Raw genomic sequence first — 16,064 nt, forward strand, 5'->3', positions numbered from 1 at the left:
CGCCGCATCAGACGCGCTTGAGCTGCCACGCGTTGTTGTTGAAGCTGGGGACGGACGAGTAGCGGCAGCTGCTGCTGTAGTAGGAGCTCACCTGGACCCAGCCTGCGGGCGGGTAGGTGGAGGCGCAGGCGTTCACCACGGTGCCGACCGGGAGGCCGGTGAGCTGCTTGATCTGCTTCATGTTCGGGTCGAAGCTCGAACCGCAGCTGAAACTGTTCCACCACTGGACGTCGACGAAGCCGCTCGGGGTGAGCGTGCTTGCGCAGACGTTGGCCACGTCGCCGGGAGCGGCCTGGGCGGGGGACATGGTCAGGGCGAGCGTGGCGGTGGCGAAGCCGACGGCCAGACAGGCGGTACGCAGGCGGGTCATGGGTGGGGACTCCTTCTCGGGGCATCGCGCCGGTGGGTGCAGAAGCATTCCTAACGTGTCATGAGCATCACCGGCAGTAGCTTTCCGGCCCATGTCGACGTCGTGGGCGGGAAACCGCCGTCCCGCAGGGCTGCTGACGCGAGTCGTCCTTCCCCCTTTGCAGGACGCGGCGGGCGGATCCATAGTGGAGAGAGCTGATCAGCACGCTCCGCTCAGATGGAGCCGTCCCGGCGGCGAACACGTGCAGGCCGCCGAGACCAGTCGCTCCGCACAGACCGGAGCCACGCCGGCACGAGGGCGGGAGCCCAGTGGAAGCCGGCCGGGACCGCTGTCACGGCCCCGTGAATTTCTCTCCCCTCAAGCGGAGAGCAGAAGGCCCGGCCGTCAGAGCCGGGCCTTCGCCGTGAGAGCCGGGCCTCCGCCGTCCCGGGGACACTGGTTGAGCCTGCGGCACCGGGGTAGGCGATCAGGAGAGAAGGCCGATGGGCGCGTCATGCGGCGATGCCGCGTGCTCCTGCGTGTGTCCGGAGGTCGACGGGAGCGGTGATGACGTACTCGGGTGCCGAGATCCGGCCGGTTCTGGTGGGTGTGGGCGACCGTGAGGATGAGGAGTACGTCGTCCGCCAGGCGGCCGAGGAGGCCGTACGCCGCGGTACCGGCGTCCGGCTCCTGCACGTGGTGGACTGGCCGCCGCCGGCCGGCGCGGCGCTGTCTCCGCAGGTGGTGGCCCAGACCGTCACCGCACCGTACGTGCTGCTGTTGCAGGCCGAGTACCCTCGGGTTCCGGTGTGGCAGACCTGGGGATCGGGCTCTCCCGCGCCCCTGCTGGTCGAGAATGCCGAGGACGCCGTGCTGTGCGTACTGGGCCACCGCGGACATCGGGGCCCGGCCCGGCTCACCGCGGGTTCGGTGGCCCTGCACGTGGCCGGGCAGGCAAGCTGCCCGGTCCTGGTGGTGAAGCCCGAACGCGAGGCCGAGCACGCCGGAAAGGCCGGCGGGCCGGTGATCGAGCAGGCGGGACGCCGCACCGGGGTGGTCGCCGGTGTCGAGGGAACGGACCCGGCCGAGCAGGTCCTCGACTTCGCGTTCGCCGAGGCGCAACTGCGCGGCACAACCCTGGAGATCGTCCACGCCGACCACCGTCCGCAGGTGCTCCCGCCAGGGCTCGCGCCGCCCGAACAGAGCGACCTGGCCGGTATCACGAATGCCGAGATCCGAGTACTGGAGACCCGGATCGGTCCGCTGCGGGACCGGTACCGCGATGTGCAGGTATCGGTCAGGATCGAGCACACCGGCCCGGTGCCTGCGCTACTCGACGCGGGCCTCGGCGCCGCCGTGGTCGTGGTCGGCTCCCACGGCCGGACCGGAATCCGCAGGCTGATCATCGGATCGGTCAGCAGTGAGATCCTGCACCGGGCCGCCTGCCCGGTCATGGTGGTCCCCGCCGCAGGCCCGCCGGCCGGACACGGAGCCGACGGCTAGCGGACCTCACGGTTCCACCGGCCACTGCCTCGGCGCACCCGAACCACCCGGCCCGGTCTTCGGGGGAATCGCGCGCATGCCCGGCTACCCTTGCACAACGCGAGGGTTACTTGGACGGACCGACGCTTCACCCGCGGTGTCCCAGGCACCTGGCCGCGCCGCCCGCACCGTCGACGGCCTGCAAGCCCGCGCGCCGCGGCCGGTCATGATGTCGGAGCTCACTGCCTGATGAACACTCATATGCCTGCCCGTCGGCGCTGTCCGGCCGTGCTGTCCCTCCTGCTGGTCCTGTCCTTCCTGCCGGTCTCCACCGCCTGCTCCACCTCGACCCGCAGTGCGGCCCCTTCGCCCGCGGTCACCGCACCGGCCCCCGGGACCGTCCCTCCCGGCTCGCCGACCGCTCCCGGGGCCATGGCGAACCTGCTGCCCGGTATGCCGGAGCCGCTGGACCCGCACGACCTCTACGCCGCCGACCGGCCCGGCCAACTGGCGGACACCGTCCGGCAGTTCCCCTCCCGCGTGTATGTTCCCAACACGCGGTCCGACACCGTGAGCGTGATCGACCCCGCCACCTACCAGGTCGTCGACACCCTTCACGTCGGCCGTCAGCCGCAGCACGTGGTCCCCTCCTGGGACCTGAAGACCCTGTGGGTCAACAACGACCTCGGCAACAGCCTCACCCCGATCGACCCGGCGACCGGCAAGACCGGTGAGCCGGTCGACGTGCACGACCCCTACAACCTCTACTTCACGCCCGACGGCAAGTACGCGATCGTGATGGCCTCCGCCGACCGGCAACTGGTCTTCCGCGACGCGCACACGATGGCGGTCGCCAAGTCCGTTCCGGCCGACTGCGCCGGCGTCAACCACGCCGACTTCTCCCCGGACGGCTTGTACTTCATCGTCTCCTGCGAGTTCTCCGGCGAACTCCTCAAGGTCGACACCGCCGCCATGACCGTGCTCGGCAAGCAGAAGCTCCCCTTCAACGGGGCGATGCCCCAGGACGTCAAGATCTCCCCCGACGGACGCACCTGGTACATCGCAGACATGGCGGCCAACGGCCTGTGGGTGCTCGACGGAGACACCTTCGCCGCCCCCACCCTGCTGCCCACCGGCAAGGGCGCGCACGGCCTGTACGTCGGCCGCGACTCCAGGAGCCTCTACATCTCCAACCGCGGCGAAGGCTCCGTCTCCGTCCTCGACCTCGCCACCGGCAGACTTTCCGCCAAGTGGCACATCCCCGGCGGCGGCAGCCCGGACATGGGAGGCGTCTCCGCCGACGGGGCGGTCCTGTGGCTCAGCGGCCGGTACAACTCGGAGGTCTACGCCATCTCCACCGGCGACGGACGCCTGCTGGCCCGGATCAAGGTAGGAGCCGGACCGCACGGCCTGTGCGTCTACCCGCAACCCGGCCGGTACTCCCTCGGCCATACCGGCATCTTCCGCTGACCGCCTTTTCGCCACTCGGCGGGCGGGCCGCAGCCGTGGCGAAGCCGGCACCACGACGGGCGACTCAGTCGAGTTCGACCTCGAAGTCCCAGGTGGTCAGGGGCTTTCCGGCTTTGCCCCAGGTCAGCGTGGAGTGGCCGGCGGCGAAGGTCCCGGCCAGCCGGAGGACGGCGCTGTGCCCGGGGGTGGCCGTGGCCGAGGCCGTGTCGGCGGTGAGCGGGACGGTGCGGCCGAGTTCATCGGTGGCCGTCAGCGCGTCCGCGCTGAGAACGTCACTGCCCGCCGGGACCTGGAGCGTCACCGTGATGGTGCCCCTGGACTGCGTCGGCGGGGCCTTCCCCGGCGCGGGGGCGGGCAGTTCGAGGTCGGGGCCGGTTGCGGTGATCTGCCCCTGCTGCGGCCCGAGGTCCAGCCGGACGGCGTCGCCCATGGCAACCAGCTGGGCGTGGCCCGGGGAGGCGGTGGGCACGATCGGGGAGGCCGGAGGGGTGGGGATCGGCACCCTTCCCAGGTCCGACGCGGTGTTCTGCGTCGAGGAGCACGCGGTGCCCCCGGCCAGCAGGACGGCCAGCAGGACGGCAGCGGCGGCGGGACGGCGGCGGCCGAGGCCGCGCCCATCACGGGCGCGGCCTCGGCCGGTGGAGCGGTGGATCACTTGCCGGCTCCGATTCGCAGGCTGTCGTTCATGGCATTGGCACCGGTGAAGTCGGGCTCCAGCGCCGCGGGTTGGTCCTGCGCCTGCGCGGTGGTGGCGGAGTAGACGCCGTTGCTGCCCATGGCGGCGGGCTGCATCGCCCGGCCGCTCGGGTTGTTGTAGACGTCGGGGCCGAACGGGCGCAGGCCCGGGGCGGCGGCGTACCCGAGGTGGCCGTGGCCGTCGGTGCCGCCGTGGCCGATGTGGAAGAGGTCTTCCATGCTGCGCAGCCACGAGTAGTGGTTGTACGGCTGGTCGCTGATCGTGCCCGGCTTGATGTAGCGGGAGATCAGCACCGAGCCGGTGATGCCGCCGCCGGGGGTGGTGTCCTGGCCGAACGCCTGGTCACCGGGCTGACTGGTGTTGGGGCCCGGCAGCTCGTTGCAGCAGGCGACCACGGACTGGGCGGTGTCGGTGGGGGTGTTGAGCTTCGGGTCGCTGTTGCCGGTGTAGTCGGCGGTGGAGTTGCCGTAGAGCTTGTACGGCGGGAAGGCCTCGTCGAAGGTGATGTCGATCAGGCCGCCGTCCTGGAAGGCGGGGGAGGCCATGATCTGCGGGATCCACTTCTGCAGGAACAGGTCCGAGGCGTACAGGCCGCCCTGGTGGTTGTTCGGGTCGCCCGAGCCGTTGTCGCCCTTGCAGGTGGAGTCGTGCGCGTCGGCGCAGTTGTTCGGCGTGATCCAGGAGAACGAGGGGGTGGTGGACTCGTTCTTGAGGTCCTCGGCCAGGCCGCTCAGCGCCGGGTGCCCTGCCTCGGCGGAACGGCCGTCGAGCGGGGCGACCCTGGCGCAGTCCTTCGGGTGGTCGATCAGCGAGTGGAACCAGGCGGTGGGGTTGTGCTTGGCCACGTACTGGTCCTGCGCGGTGGAACCGGCCGGGTCCGGGACGCCCGCGCCCGACGGGTCTCCCGGGATGCCGCAGCGGTACGGGTCCTCGCGGCCGGGGGTGCTGCCCATGTCCTGCATGTAGGCCTTCCAGGCGACCTTCTTCTGGTCGAGCTGGTTGAACAGGGTGGGCACCGAACTCGGGTAGACGCAGCCGGAGGTGGCGTGGACCTGGCCGTCGGGGGCCGGGGTGCCGGGGGAGACGTTCTTGTACTGCGCGCAGTCCGCCTGGTTGTCCGGTGCGGGGGCCTGGCCGCTGGCCAGGCTGATGTAGTTGTCGAGGCTGTAGTGCCCGGTGCCGTAGTACTGGCGCAGCAGTTCGCCGTACTGGGGAAGGGTCTTCCAGAGATAGCTGTTCTGGTTCAGCCCGCTGAACGAGGCCTCGTAGGACTTGTTCTCCAGGACGATCAGCCAGACGTGCTTGATTTTCGGCGGATGGAATGACTCGGCGTGCGCGTCGGCGCTGCCCGCCCCGGTACTGCCGACCAGCCCGACGGTGGCCAGTGCCACAGCTGCCAGTGTCGCCGCCGTGCGCGACCGTCGGCCCGTGCTTGCCCGGCCAGGCCGGACTCCCCTTATTCTCATGACCACATGCTGGCGTGCACTCTACGCGCGTGCAGCCACCTCGGAGTAAAACTTGTATGAACCTCCGGATTGGGTGGGATCAACTGCCTGGCTCCGGGCACTGGTTGGATCCGGACTGCCTGCGTGAGAAAGTCGTGCCCGTGAAGGCGGCAAAGGGTGGGCGGGACGTGAGGGTTGTGTCGGTACGGTGTGCGTCAGAACCTGGATGCGGCAGGGTGGATGGCCAACGGTTTTCCCGGACGACGAGTTGACTCCGGGGGCGAACCGGGACGGGCTCAGTGAGAGGAGCACGTGGATATATGGACCATCAGGAGCTTCGGCGGCGGTTTTGCGACGCTGACGGCGTGCTCTCTGGGCCGGCCGCCCGCGCCGGGGACGTCTTCACGCTCGCGGAGACGATCCGCGACACCGAGCGACGCCAGGCCGAAGGGATCCGCGCGGGTGTCCCGCTGCGCGGCCAGGTGCAGTTCGACACCCACCTCGCCCAGCGCCGGCAGACGCCCTCCCCGACGTTCCGCGATCATCTGCGAGCCGTGGGCGGCGCCATCGAGGAGTGACCCGGCAGCCCCGGCCGGTCCTGGGCCCGGGGGTGCCGAGCCCCCGGTTCCTTCGCGGTGCGAAGCCCGTCCCAGAGGCCGATCATGGGATCGGAAGCTGCGCCGGGACCCCGTCGAGGGAGGCGACCAATGAGCATCGCCGGAGACTGGTACAACGAGTTCGGATCGCACATGCACCTTACGGCGGAGCCGTCCGGTGGCATCAGCGGCACCTACACCTCCGGTACCGGGCACGCGGTCGGTCGGTACGTGGTCACCGGGCGCTACCACGCGTCCGGCCAGACGGGCCAGGGGGCGGCGGTCGGCTGGACGGTCGCGTGGCACAACCAGCAGAGCGACGCGGGATCCGTGACCAGCTGGACCGGTCAGTACTTCGAGAACGAGGAGCGGATCCTGGCGACCTGGCTGCTCACCAGGCCTGCGACCGCGGCGGACGTGTGGGAAGCGACCACGGTCGGTCAGGACGTGTTCACCAGGGAGCGGCCGGCAGCCGAGGACCCCACGGGCATTGCGTGAGCCGTTGCGAGCTGCACGGCCGTCCGAGGACGGGAGCCGGCGGATGCCGCACACCCCCACCGCCACCATCGAACGGCTGGTCCACCTGGTCCAGTTGGCGGCGACGGCCCTGAGCCGGGTGTCGAAGGCGGCGCTCGACGCGGAGGGCAGCAGGGCCGAGCAGGAACTGGCGGCTGCCGAGTCGGTGCTTGTGCCGCTCCACGAGGAGATCGAGGACGGCGCCTCCGTCCTGCTGGCAGGTCGGGGGCCGGTGCCGGAGGACCTGCGGGAGGTCGTGGCGGACGCCCATGTCGGGGGTGATGTGCAGCAACTGACCGATCTCGCCCGCCGGGTGGGCGAGATCGCCTGGGCCCGTCGCTCCAGGGGGCCGTTCCCGGACCCGGTGCGCCAGCCGCTGCGCGGGATGAGCTCGCTGGCCGTGGAGATGGTCGCGAAGGCCGGTGGCGCACTGCAGCAAGCGGCTCCCGAGACCATCGCCGACCTGCACGGCGGACTCAACGAGATCGGCCAGCGACAGCGGCTGCTGTACGGGCAACTGCTCGCGGCAGAGCCGCCGTTCGACCGGGTGGACGTGGTCGACGCGGTACTGCTGGGCTGCTGCTTCGAATGCTGCGCGGGCCACGCGCTGTCGGTGGCCAGACACGCGGTGCTGTTCACCGCGAGGCCCTGGGCCCTGTCCGGGCAACGGTCTTCCGGCAGACGGTGACCGTGCGCAGTCATGTCGTGTTTGCGGCATCTGTCGGACGGGCCGGATACTCGAAGCCGCGGCATCTGCCGCGCGTGTTCCCTCGCGGGAGGCAGCTGTGGCAGCACCGGGCTGGCAGTTCTGGGTGGACCGCGGAGGCACCTTCACCGACATCGTCGCCCTGCGCCCCGACGGCCGCCTCGTCACGCACAAGCTGCTCTCGGAGAACCGCCGGCGCTACCGTGACCCGGCCGTGGCCGGCATCCGCGCGCTGCTCGGCCTCCCTCCCGACCGGCCGCTCGTCGACGCCGCCATCGAGGCGGTACGGATGGGGACCACCGTCGCCACCAACGCCCTGCTGGAGCGCACCGGCGAGCGGACGGTACTGGTGATCACCGGCGGGTTCAGGGACGCCCTGCGGATCGGCTACCAGAACCGTCCGCAGATCTTCGCCCGCGAGATCACCCTCCCCGAGCTGCTGTACGAGCGGGTGATCGAGGCGGACGGGCGGATCACCGCCGACGGCACCGAGCTGCGACCGCCCGACCTCGACCGACTCGCCGGGCAACTGCGGAGCGCGTACGACGACGGCGTGCGATCCGTCGCCGTGGCCTGTCTGCACAGTCACCTCCACCCGGCGCACGAGCGGGCGATCGGCGAGCTCGCCCGCCGGATCGGCTTCCCGCAGGTGTCGCTGTCCAGCGAGGTCAGCCCGCTGATGAAGCTGGTGCCTCGCGGGGACACCACGGTGGTGGACGCGTACCTCTCACCGGTGCTGCGCCGCTATGTCGAGGAGGTCGCCGAGGAGCTGCACGGGGTGCGGCTGATGTTCATGCAGTCCAACGGCGGGCTGGCCGAGGCGGGGCACTTCCGGGGCAAGGACGCGATCCTGTCCGGACCGGCCGGGGGCATCGTCGGTATGGCTCGGATGTCGGAACTGGCCGGCTACCGGCGGGTGATCGGCTTCGACATGGGCGGCACCTCCACCGACGTGTCGCACTACGCGGGCCGGTACGAGCGGGTGCTCGCCACTCAGGTCGCCGGAGTGCGGCTGCGGGCGCCGATGCTGGCGATCCACACGGTGGCCGCGGGCGGCGGCTCGGTGCTGCACTTCGACGGCAGCCGCTACCGGGTGGGCCCCGACTCGGCCGGGGCCGACCCCGGCCCGGCCTGCTACCGGGGTGGCGGCCCGCTCACCCTCACCGACGCCAACCTGATGCTCGGCCGGATCCAGCCCGCCCACTTCCCCCAGGTCTTCGGCCCCGACGGGGACCAGCCGCTCGACCTCGACACCGTCCGGCGGGCCTTCGCCGAGCTGGGCGAGCGGATCCGGGAGCAGAGCGGCGACGACCGCTCGCCCGAACAGGTCGCCGAAGGCTTCCTGCAGATCGCCGTGGCCAACATCGCCAACGCGGTGAAGCGGGTCTCGGTCCAGCAGGGGCACGATGTCACCCGGTACGCGCTGACCACCTTCGGCGGCGCCGGGGGCCAGCACGCCTGTGCGGTCGCGGACGCGCTGGGCATCCGCACCGTGCTGGTGCCGCCGATGGCCGGCGTGCTCTCCGCACTCGGCATCGGACTGGCGGACACCACGGTGATGCGCGAACAGTCGGTGGAGGTCCCGCTGGGGCCCGGGGCGATGACACGGATCCGGACGGTCGCCCGGGAGCTGACGGCTGCGGCCCGCACGGAGGTGCTGGCGCAGGGCGTGCCCGAGGAACGTGTCCGGGTCGTGTGCAGAGCGCAACTGCGCTACGACGGCACCGACACCGTGGTCCCGGTGGACCTGGCGGAGCCGGACGCGATGGCCGAAGCCTTCGAGGCGAGCCACCGGGCGCTGTACTCGTTCCTGATGGACCGTCGGATCATCGTCGAGGCACTGTCGGTGGAGGTGACCGGACTCAGCGAGCAGCCCGACCTGAGCGGGCTCGGCGAGGCCGGTGCAGGACCGGCCGGTCCGCCCGGGCAGGTGCGGCTCCACGCGGACGGCGCCTGGCGGCCCGCCGGGCTGCACCGGCGGGAGGCGCTGCGGCCGGGTGACCTGGTGACCGGCCCTGCGGTCGTCACCGAGGCCGGCTCCACCACGGTGGTGGACGACGGCTGGCGGGCGACGGTGAGCGGACTCGGCCATCTGCTGCTGGAGCGGGTGAGCGCCCCGGCCGACAGCGCGGTCTCCACCGAGGCCGACCCGGTGCTGCTGGAGATCTTCAACAACCTCTTCATGTCCATCGCCCAGCAGATGGGTGTGCGACTGGAGTCCACCGCGCAGTCGGTCAACATCAAGGAACGGCTTGACTTCTCCTGCGCGCTCTTCGACCCGGACGGGAACCTGGTGGCCAATGCCCCGCACATTCCCGTCCACCTCGGTTCGATGGGGACCGCGGTCAAGGAGACCATCCGGCGCCGGGGCAGCTCGATGCGCCCCGGCGACGCCTACGCCGTCAACGACCCGTACCACGGCGGCACCCACCTGCCGGACATCACCGTGGTCACACCGGTCTTCGGCACCGGCGGCCGGGGCGGGATCCTGTTCTTCGTCGCCTCACGCGGACACCACGCGGAGATCGGCGGACTCACCCCGGGCTCGATGCCGGCCGCCAGCCGCCGGATCGAGGAGGAGGGCGTACTGTTCGACAACTGGCTGCTGGTCCAGGCCGGCCGACTGCGCGAGGCCGAGACGCTGCGACTGCTCGCCGAGGCGCCGTACCCCTCGCGCAACCCCGCCACCAACCTCGCCGACCTGCGGGCGCAGATCGCCGCGAACCACAAGGGCGTCGAGGAGCTGGGCGCGATGATCGACCACTTCGGACTGGACGTGGTGCAGGCCTACATGCGGCACGTCCAGGACAACGCCGAGGAGGCCGTACGCCGGGTGATCGACCAACTCCACGACGGCGCATACCGATACGAGACCGACTCCGGCGCGGTGATCAGCGTCAGCGTCACCGTGGACCGTGAACACCGCTCGGCCACGGTGGACTTCACCGGAAGCTCGCCGCAGCTGGACAGCAACCTCAACGCGCCCTCCTCGGTCGCCACCGCCGCCGTGCTCTATGTCTTCCGCACCCTCGTCGCCGACGACATCCCGCTCAACGACGGCTGCCTGCGGCCGCTGCGCATCGTCGTCCCACCGGGGTCGATGCTGGCGCCCAGCTACCCGGCCGCCGTGGTGGCCGGCAATGTCGAGACCTCACAGGCCATCGTCGGCGCCCTCTACGCGGCCCTGGGCGTCCAGGCCGAGGGCTCGGGAACGATGAACAACGTCAGCTTCGGCAACCAGGAGTATCAGTACTACGAAACCCTCGGGTCGGGCTCCGGAGCGGGTGACGGCTTCGACGGGACCTCGGTGGTGCAGACCCATATGACCAACTCCCGGCTGACCGATCCCGAGGTGCTGGAATGGCGGCTGCCGGTGCTGCTGGAGGAGTTCGCCATCCGGCACGGAAGCGGTGGCGAGGGCCGCTGGCGAGGCGGTGACGGAGCGGTACGGCGGCTGCGGTTCCGTGAGCCGATGACCGTCAGCGTGGTGTCCAGCCACCGCAGGGTTCCGCCGTACGGGATGGCGGGCGGGGCGCCGGGAGCGCTCGGCAGCAACCGGGTGGAACGCGCGGACGGCTCCGTGGCGCGGCTGGCGGGCTGTGACTGGGCCGAGGTGGCTGCCGGGGACGTCCTGGTGGTCGAGACGCCCGGGGGCGGCGGCTACGGGCCTCGGGGAGGCTGAGCGGCCCGCACGAGTTCCGCCCGGAGGGCGCGCAGAATCGAGGCAGGGATCCGCCGTCCGATTCATCTGCAGCGCAGGAGGGCAGTGATGGATGCGACCGAGCTCCGCGAGTCCGAGCAGCCCGTACGGGTCTTCCTGCTGGACGATCACGAGGTGGTTCGGCGCGGGGTCCGTGACCTGCTGGAGGCCGAGCCGGACATCGAGGTGGTCGGTGAGGCGGGGACCTGTGCGCAGGCCCTGGCCCGGGTGCCGGCGCTGCGCCCGCAGGTGGCCGTGCTCGACGTACGGCTGCCGGACGGCGACGGGGTCGGTGTCTGCCGCGAGCTGCGCGACCGGTTGCCGGAGCTGGTCTGCCTGATGCTGACCTCCTTCGACGACGACGACGCGCTGCTGGACGCGATCATGGCGGGTGCCGCCGGATATGTGCTGAAGCAGGTCAAGGGCAGCGACCTGGTCAGCGCCGTGCGGACGGTCGCCTCGGGCCGGTCGATGCTGGACCCGGCCACGACCCGCAAGCTGATGGAGAACCTGCGCCACCGCGACGAGGGCGACAGCGACTCCGCCCTCGCCCGGCTGACCCCGCGCGAGCGCGAGATCCTGGCCCTGGTCGGCGAGGGCAAGACCAACCGGCAGATCGGCCAGGAGCTCTACCTCGCCGAGAAGACCGTCAAGAACCACGTCTCCCGGATGCTCGCCAAACTGGGGGTCGAACGCCGCCTCCAGGCCGCCGTCATCGCCGCCCACGCCGAGGCGGCGCACCCCGAGCACCCCCGCTGAGTCTGCCCGCCCGGAGCGCGGGCGAGGGCAGACTCGTTCTCCGCAGCCGAAGAGGAACCTGATCGCCTGCCTGATCGGGCTCTCCACGAATCTGGGGCTGCACGGGATGGCCGCGTCCTGTGGCATCCCGTACGACGTGCTGGCGTGGACCGCGGAGTGGTACATCCGCGAGGAGACGCTGCGCGAGGCGAACATCTGCCTGGTCAACTACCACCATCAGCTGCCCATGACGGCGATGTTCGGGTCGGGCACGCTGTCGTCGTCGGACGGGCAGCGGTTCCCCACCCGGGGCAAGTCGATCACCGTGCGGCACCTGAACAAGTACTTCGTCGCCGAGGGCATCTCCACCTACACGCACGTGTCGGACCAGCACTCGACGTTCGGCACGAAGGTGATCGTGGCTATGCACCGGGAGGCGCACTACGTGTTGGACGAGATCCTGGGCAACGCCACCGACCTGCCGATCACCGAGCACGCCACGGACACGCATGGCGTGACCCTGGTCAACTTCTCTCTGTTCGACCTGGTGGGCAAGCAGCTCTCTCCGCGTATCCGCGACCTGGGCGAGATCACGCTGTACAGGACGGGCGCCAAGGCCGACTACGAGGACCGCTTCCCCACCGCAGGGCCGCTGTTGACGAAGAAGGCCAACCTCGACCTGGTCGCCGACCACTGGGACGACCTGTTGCGCCTCGCGGGATCGCTGAAGTACGGGCACGCCACCGCCTCCCTGATCGTCGGCAAGCTCTCCTCCTCCTCCCGGCGGAACGCGCTTACCGCCGCGCTGAAGGAGTACGGGGCTATTTGCCGCACGATCTACGCGGCGAAGTACCTGTCGGACGAGGGCTACCGGCGCAAGATCGCCCGGCAGCTGAACAAGGGCGAATCCATCCACGCCCTGCGCCGCCAGCTCCACTACGCCCGCGAGGGCAAGATCACCCGCCGTCAGCCCGAGCAACAAAACGAGCAGGCGTGGTGCCTGACCGTCGTGACGAATGCCGTCATCTGCTGGCACACGGAGTACATGGGACTGGCCGTGAACGAGCTACGCGGCGCGGGACGCGAGGTGGACGCCGAGGTGCTGGCGCACATCTCCCCGGCCCGCAGCTCGGCGGTCAACTACTACGGCTCCATCACCGTCGACTACGACCGCGAACTCGCCCAGCTCGACGAACGCGGTCACCGGCCGCTGCGAACCGTGACCACCGACGATCCCGTCGCCGGCCTGGGCTGGGCACCAAGGATTCCACGCATCACGAGTTGTCCGATCTTGATCCGCAGTGTCCTAAAGCCGAGTCGCTGCCTTGGCGATCTACGCTGTCACCGTTGCCCATTACGTTCAACGGCCCGGCGTCCTGGGGGAAGCCTCGAAGTGTTTCCCCGGATCGATCCCGCCGCCTGCAGAGGGGACAGTGCGATGGATGCTGACATCCGGACCAGAGCCGCAGTCGAGGAACACTGGCGGGCATCGGAAGGTGGGGATACCGAAGCCGAGCACGCCATCTACGCGGCGGACGCGATCCTCGACTACCCCCAGTCAGGTGAACGATTCCGGGGCCGCGCGACGATTTCGGCGCAACGTGGCGGACACCCTGCCAGTCGGCACTTCACTGTCCACCGGATCGTTGGCAGCGGGGATCTGTGGGTGAGCGAGTGCGTCATCATGTACGACGGGGTGCCCACCTGCTCAGTGAGCATCATGGAATTTGCCCACGGGCATGTGGTGCACGAGACGCAGTACTTCGCGGACGCCTTCGGTGCGCCTGAATGGCGGACAGCACTCGCGGAGCCGATGCCGGGCAGGAATATCGCCAAGGCCTGACCCAGGGCTAGCTTCGATCGTTCTTCGGCCGCGGGAGTCTCTGCGTGGGTGGTCTTGAGGTACTGCCCGCGCTTTGGCAGCGCCGGCGTCGCCGGGTTTCTAGGGTGTGGTGGTTGCGGTGCGGTAGAACTTGGCTGCGGTGACGGTGGCGGGGACGCCGAGTTCGGTGGCGACCGCGCTGATCGCGCTGTCGCCGACGGTGAGGTCGGCTTGGCCGTCGGTGGTGAAGTACGGTGCGATGAACCTCTCGTGGTGGGCTCGGACTTCATCCTCGGTCTGTCCGCCGAGGAACGTCCGCATGTGCCGCACCGTGGTGTCGGGGTCGTTGTGGATCACCTGCAGGGCGCGCCGGTGGGCTCGTACGACGGCCTGGACCGCGGGGTCGTCCGGGGAGATGTAGGTGGGGTCAACGGCCACACCCACGGTGGGGATCTGGAAGTGGTCGCCGACCCAGGCCAGCACCTGCCAGCCGTGCTCGGCGGCGACCGCCTCAGGTGCCATGGTGCTGCCGACGTAGGCGGCGTCGATGCTGCCGTCGTGCAGGTGGCGCAGGTCCATGCCGTAGTCGCCGGGATAGCGGACAACGGTGTGGACGTCGCGGTCCGGGTCGAGGCCGGCCTGACGCAGCACGATCCGGGCGAAGCACCCGGGTGGGGTGTGGGGGGCGTGGACCGCGAGCCGTTGACCGGCCAGGTCGGCCAGGGAGGTCAGGCCGGGGCGGGCGAGGAACCAGAACAGCGGGCGGTGGGTGTTGACATTGAGTGCGACCCACGGGGTGCCGTCGGTCAGCCGGGACAGCAGTGCCCTGCCGAGCCCGATGGTGGCGCAGCGGCGCAGGCGCTCAACGTCCCAGGAGCAGCCGTCGCGCAGCGCGACGTGGACGCCCTCGTCGGCGTAGAAGTCCTCCTGGTCGGCGATGTAGGCGGCCAGTTCCTCGTGCAGGCCCCGCCCGACATACGCGAGATCGATCGTGTACATGAAGCTCTTCCTTGATCGTGTCATCGCCGCGCCGTCCCGCGCGGGCGCGGTACGGCGCGGCGTATGGTGCTGAGGTGACCGTGCGGCAGATACCGGTCGGGCTGTCAGTCCATCGACATTCCGCCGTTGACCGCGGCCGTGGTGCCGGTCATGAAGGCGTTGTCCTCGCCGGCGTAGAAGGCGACCGCTTGGGCGACATCGGTCGGGCGTGCCAGGCGGCCCATGGGGGTGAGGGCCACCTGCCGCTGCTTGATCTTCTCGTCGAGCGCGGACCCCATGCGGGTGTCCTCCACCGGGCCGGCTGCGACGATGTTGACCGTGATGCCCTGCGGGCCCAGTTCCTGGGCGAGGTAGCGGGCGAACTGCTCCAGGGCGGCCTTGGCCGCGCCCAGTGCGATCATGCCCTGGCGGGGCCGGCGGCTGAGGCCGGTGCTGATGTAGATGATGCGTCCCCAGCCCTGTTCGCTCATGGCGGGCAAGACGGCCTTGGTAACCGCGAACGCCGCATGCATCTCTGCGTCGATCTTGCCGCCCAGTTCTTCCCACGTCATGTCCTGGAACGACTTGACCGCATACGGGATGAGCGCGTTGTGCACCAGCACGTCGATGCCGCCCCAAGCCGCCTGGACCCGCTCAATCATGCCCTCGATCGCCGCCGGCTCGCGCACGTCGGCCTGCACGGCCATGGCCTGGCCGCCTGCCGCCTCGATGTCGGCCACGACCTCCTCGGCCGCCTTGGTGTTGCGGAGGTAGTTGACCACCACGCGCATCCCTCGCGCGGCCAGAAGGCGCGCGGTGGCCGCGCCGATTCCGCTGCTGGCCCCTGTCACCAATGCCACTCCGCCGGTTGCCCCGGTCATGAGCCCACCTCCTGTTCGTCGTCGCGTGCCGTCGGAATGACCGCCCGGAGTCCTTCGCCGTCGGTGCCGGGGTCTGCTGAGCGGATCGCCCCGTGGAGCACGGTGTCGACGGTCGCCCGCAGCAGATCGGCCGCGGTCCAGTCGAGTTCGTGCGGCAACTGCGAGTTGAGCAGCCGCTCCAGCGCGCCGCGGGTGATCTCACTCAGCAGCTCGGGCGGTGCCGACAGCAGTCCCTGCCGGTGCCCGTCCCGGAACAGCTCGTCGAGCCTCCGGTAGACCATCGCATCCGCACGCTGCTCCACGTACCGGCGTAGCATCGCATCACCCCGCCCCGTCGCGAGCTGAGCTGCGCCGATGCGCCCGAGCTCGCTGCCTGCGGCGATCAGGAAGCGCTGTACCCGCACATCGAAGGGCTGCCCTTCCGCGCCCTCGGCCGCTGCCACCAGCGTGCGCTCTACCGCCGCGAACTGCCGATCCAGCACCGCGGCCAGCAGGCTGCGCTTGTCTGGGAAGTGACGGTAGAGCGTCTTCTTGCTCATCCGGAGCTCACGGGCGAGATCGTCCATGCTGACCCGCCCGGAACCCGGGGCGAGGAACAGTCGGCCGGCCGCCTCCACGATCACGTCAGCGCGCTGCTCGCCACCGTCGAAAACTTGAGAAACTGATTTAGTTTCCATAGTTTCC

General features: G+C 70.3%; 14 protein-coding genes and 1 pseudogene. 9 read left to right on the forward strand and 6 right to left on the reverse strand.

The genetic code is table 11. From position 1 onward, the window contains the following. Positions 1–7 precede the first annotated feature (7 nt). Positions 8–370, reverse strand: coding sequence for a hypothetical protein (locus tag P3T39_RS16380; protein WP_280698399.1), 363 nt, complete (start codon positions 368–370; stop codon positions 8–10). A 546-nt stretch (positions 371–916) separates the two neighbouring features. Here P3T39_RS16380 and P3T39_RS16385 point away from each other — a divergent pair. Both P3T39_RS16385 and P3T39_RS16390 read left to right on the forward strand, forming a co-directional pair. After that, positions 917–1,852 (forward strand): universal stress protein, encoded by a 936-nt coding sequence (locus P3T39_RS16385; protein ID WP_280698400.1) that lies wholly within the window; start codon positions 917–919, stop codon positions 1,850–1,852. 411 nt (positions 1,853–2,263) lie between these two features. Then, positions 2,264–3,301 carry a YncE family protein gene (locus P3T39_RS16390; protein WP_280698563.1) on the forward strand — a complete coding sequence of 346 codons (1,038 nt, stop codon included), beginning with the start codon at positions 2,264–2,266 and terminating at the stop codon, positions 3,299–3,301. A gap of 64 nt (positions 3,302–3,365) precedes the next feature. Here the strand turns inward: P3T39_RS16390 and P3T39_RS16395 are convergent, their stop codons facing one another. Continuing rightward, complete coding sequence (locus tag P3T39_RS16395; RefSeq protein WP_280698401.1) at positions 3,366–3,956, reverse strand: hypothetical protein; 591 nt, start codon at positions 3,954–3,956, stop codon at positions 3,366–3,368. Next, positions 3,953–5,389, reverse strand: a complete 1,437-nt coding sequence (locus P3T39_RS16400; RefSeq protein ID WP_280698402.1) for an alkaline phosphatase family protein — start codon at positions 5,387–5,389, stop codon at positions 3,953–3,955. Before P3T39_RS16400 ends, P3T39_RS16395 begins: the two co-directional genes overlap by 4 nt. Positions 5,390–5,808: 419 nt before the next feature. Here P3T39_RS16400 and P3T39_RS16405 point away from each other — a divergent pair, with 419 nt between their 5' ends. The 7 genes and pseudogenes from P3T39_RS16405 (at position 5,809) to P3T39_RS16435 (ending at position 13,542) form a co-directional block, all read left to right on the forward strand. After that, positions 5,809–6,021, forward strand: coding sequence for a hypothetical protein (locus tag P3T39_RS16405; RefSeq protein WP_280698403.1), 213 nt, complete (start codon positions 5,809–5,811; stop codon positions 6,019–6,021). A gap of 129 nt (positions 6,022–6,150) precedes the next feature. Beyond that, positions 6,151–6,537, forward strand: a complete 387-nt coding sequence (locus P3T39_RS16410) for an avidin/streptavidin family protein (RefSeq protein ID WP_280698404.1) — start codon at positions 6,151–6,153, stop codon at positions 6,535–6,537. Between the two features lie 43 nt (positions 6,538–6,580). Then, the gene (locus P3T39_RS16415) at positions 6,581–7,243 is read left to right on the forward strand and encodes a hypothetical protein (RefSeq protein ID WP_280698405.1); all 663 of its coding nucleotides are present in this window, start codon (positions 6,581–6,583) and stop codon (positions 7,241–7,243) included. 97 nt (positions 7,244–7,340) lie between these two features. Beyond that, the gene (locus P3T39_RS16420) at positions 7,341–10,943 is read left to right on the forward strand and encodes a hydantoinase B/oxoprolinase family protein (protein WP_280698406.1); all 3,603 of its coding nucleotides are present in this window, start codon (positions 7,341–7,343) and stop codon (positions 10,941–10,943) included. 87 nt (positions 10,944–11,030) lie between these two features. Beyond that, on the forward strand, positions 11,031–11,720 hold the full coding sequence (locus tag P3T39_RS16425) for a response regulator transcription factor (protein WP_280698407.1): 690 nt from the start codon (positions 11,031–11,033) through the stop codon (positions 11,718–11,720). Positions 11,721–11,757: 37 nt separating this feature from the next. After that, positions 11,758–12,837 (forward strand): annotated as a pseudogene (locus P3T39_RS16430) (transposase); the annotation flags it as partial. A gap of 300 nt (positions 12,838–13,137) precedes the next feature. After that, on the forward strand, positions 13,138–13,542 hold the full coding sequence (locus tag P3T39_RS16435) for a nuclear transport factor 2 family protein (RefSeq protein WP_280698564.1): 405 nt from the start codon (positions 13,138–13,140) through the stop codon (positions 13,540–13,542). A gap of 99 nt (positions 13,543–13,641) precedes the next feature. Here P3T39_RS16435 and P3T39_RS16440 read toward each other — a convergent pair whose 3' ends face one another. The 3 genes from P3T39_RS16440 to P3T39_RS16450 form a co-directional block, all read right to left on the reverse strand. Continuing rightward, positions 13,642–14,520: an ABC transporter substrate-binding protein gene (locus P3T39_RS16440; RefSeq protein WP_280698408.1), complete on the reverse strand. Its 879-nt coding sequence runs from the start codon at positions 14,518–14,520 to the stop codon at positions 13,642–13,644. Positions 14,521–14,624: 104 nt separating this feature from the next. Beyond that, on the reverse strand, positions 14,625–15,380 hold the full coding sequence (locus P3T39_RS16445) for an SDR family oxidoreductase (protein WP_280698409.1): 756 nt from the start codon (positions 15,378–15,380) through the stop codon (positions 14,625–14,627). Further along, complete coding sequence (locus P3T39_RS16450; protein WP_280698410.1) at positions 15,377–16,003, reverse strand: TetR/AcrR family transcriptional regulator; 627 nt, start codon at positions 16,001–16,003, stop codon at positions 15,377–15,379. Before P3T39_RS16450 ends, P3T39_RS16445 begins: the two co-directional genes overlap by 4 nt. Positions 16,004–16,064 lie beyond the last annotated feature (61 nt).

Source organism: Kitasatospora sp. GP82, assembly GCF_029892105.1.
Taxonomy (GTDB): Bacteria; Actinomycetota; Actinomycetes; order Streptomycetales; family Streptomycetaceae; genus Kitasatospora.

Bases quoted from the DNA above. Each gene is read 5' to 3' on its own strand.
- P3T39_RS16380 (WP_280698399.1), bottom strand. From the start codon at position 370: ATGACCCGCCTGCGTACCGCCTGTCTGGCCGTCGGCTTCGCCACCGCC.
- P3T39_RS16385 (WP_280698400.1), top strand. From the start codon at position 917: ATGACGTACTCGGGTGCCGAGATCCGGCCGGTTCTGGTGGGTGTGGGC.
- P3T39_RS16390 (WP_280698563.1), top strand. From the start codon at position 2,264: ATGGCGAACCTGCTGCCCGGTATGCCGGAGCCGCTGGACCCGCACGAC.
- P3T39_RS16410 (WP_280698404.1), top strand. From the start codon at position 6,151: ATGAGCATCGCCGGAGACTGGTACAACGAGTTCGGATCGCACATGCAC.
- P3T39_RS16415 (WP_280698405.1), top strand. From the start codon at position 6,581: ATGCCGCACACCCCCACCGCCACCATCGAACGGCTGGTCCACCTGGTC.
- P3T39_RS16425 (WP_280698407.1), top strand. From the start codon at position 11,031: ATGGATGCGACCGAGCTCCGCGAGTCCGAGCAGCCCGTACGGGTCTTC.
- P3T39_RS16435 (WP_280698564.1), top strand. From the start codon at position 13,138: ATGGATGCTGACATCCGGACCAGAGCCGCAGTCGAGGAACACTGGCGG.
- P3T39_RS16440 (WP_280698408.1), bottom strand. From the start codon at position 14,520: ATGTACACGATCGATCTCGCGTATGTCGGGCGGGGCCTGCACGAGGAA.
- P3T39_RS16445 (WP_280698409.1), bottom strand. From the start codon at position 15,380: ATGACCGGGGCAACCGGCGGAGTGGCATTGGTGACAGGGGCCAGCAGC.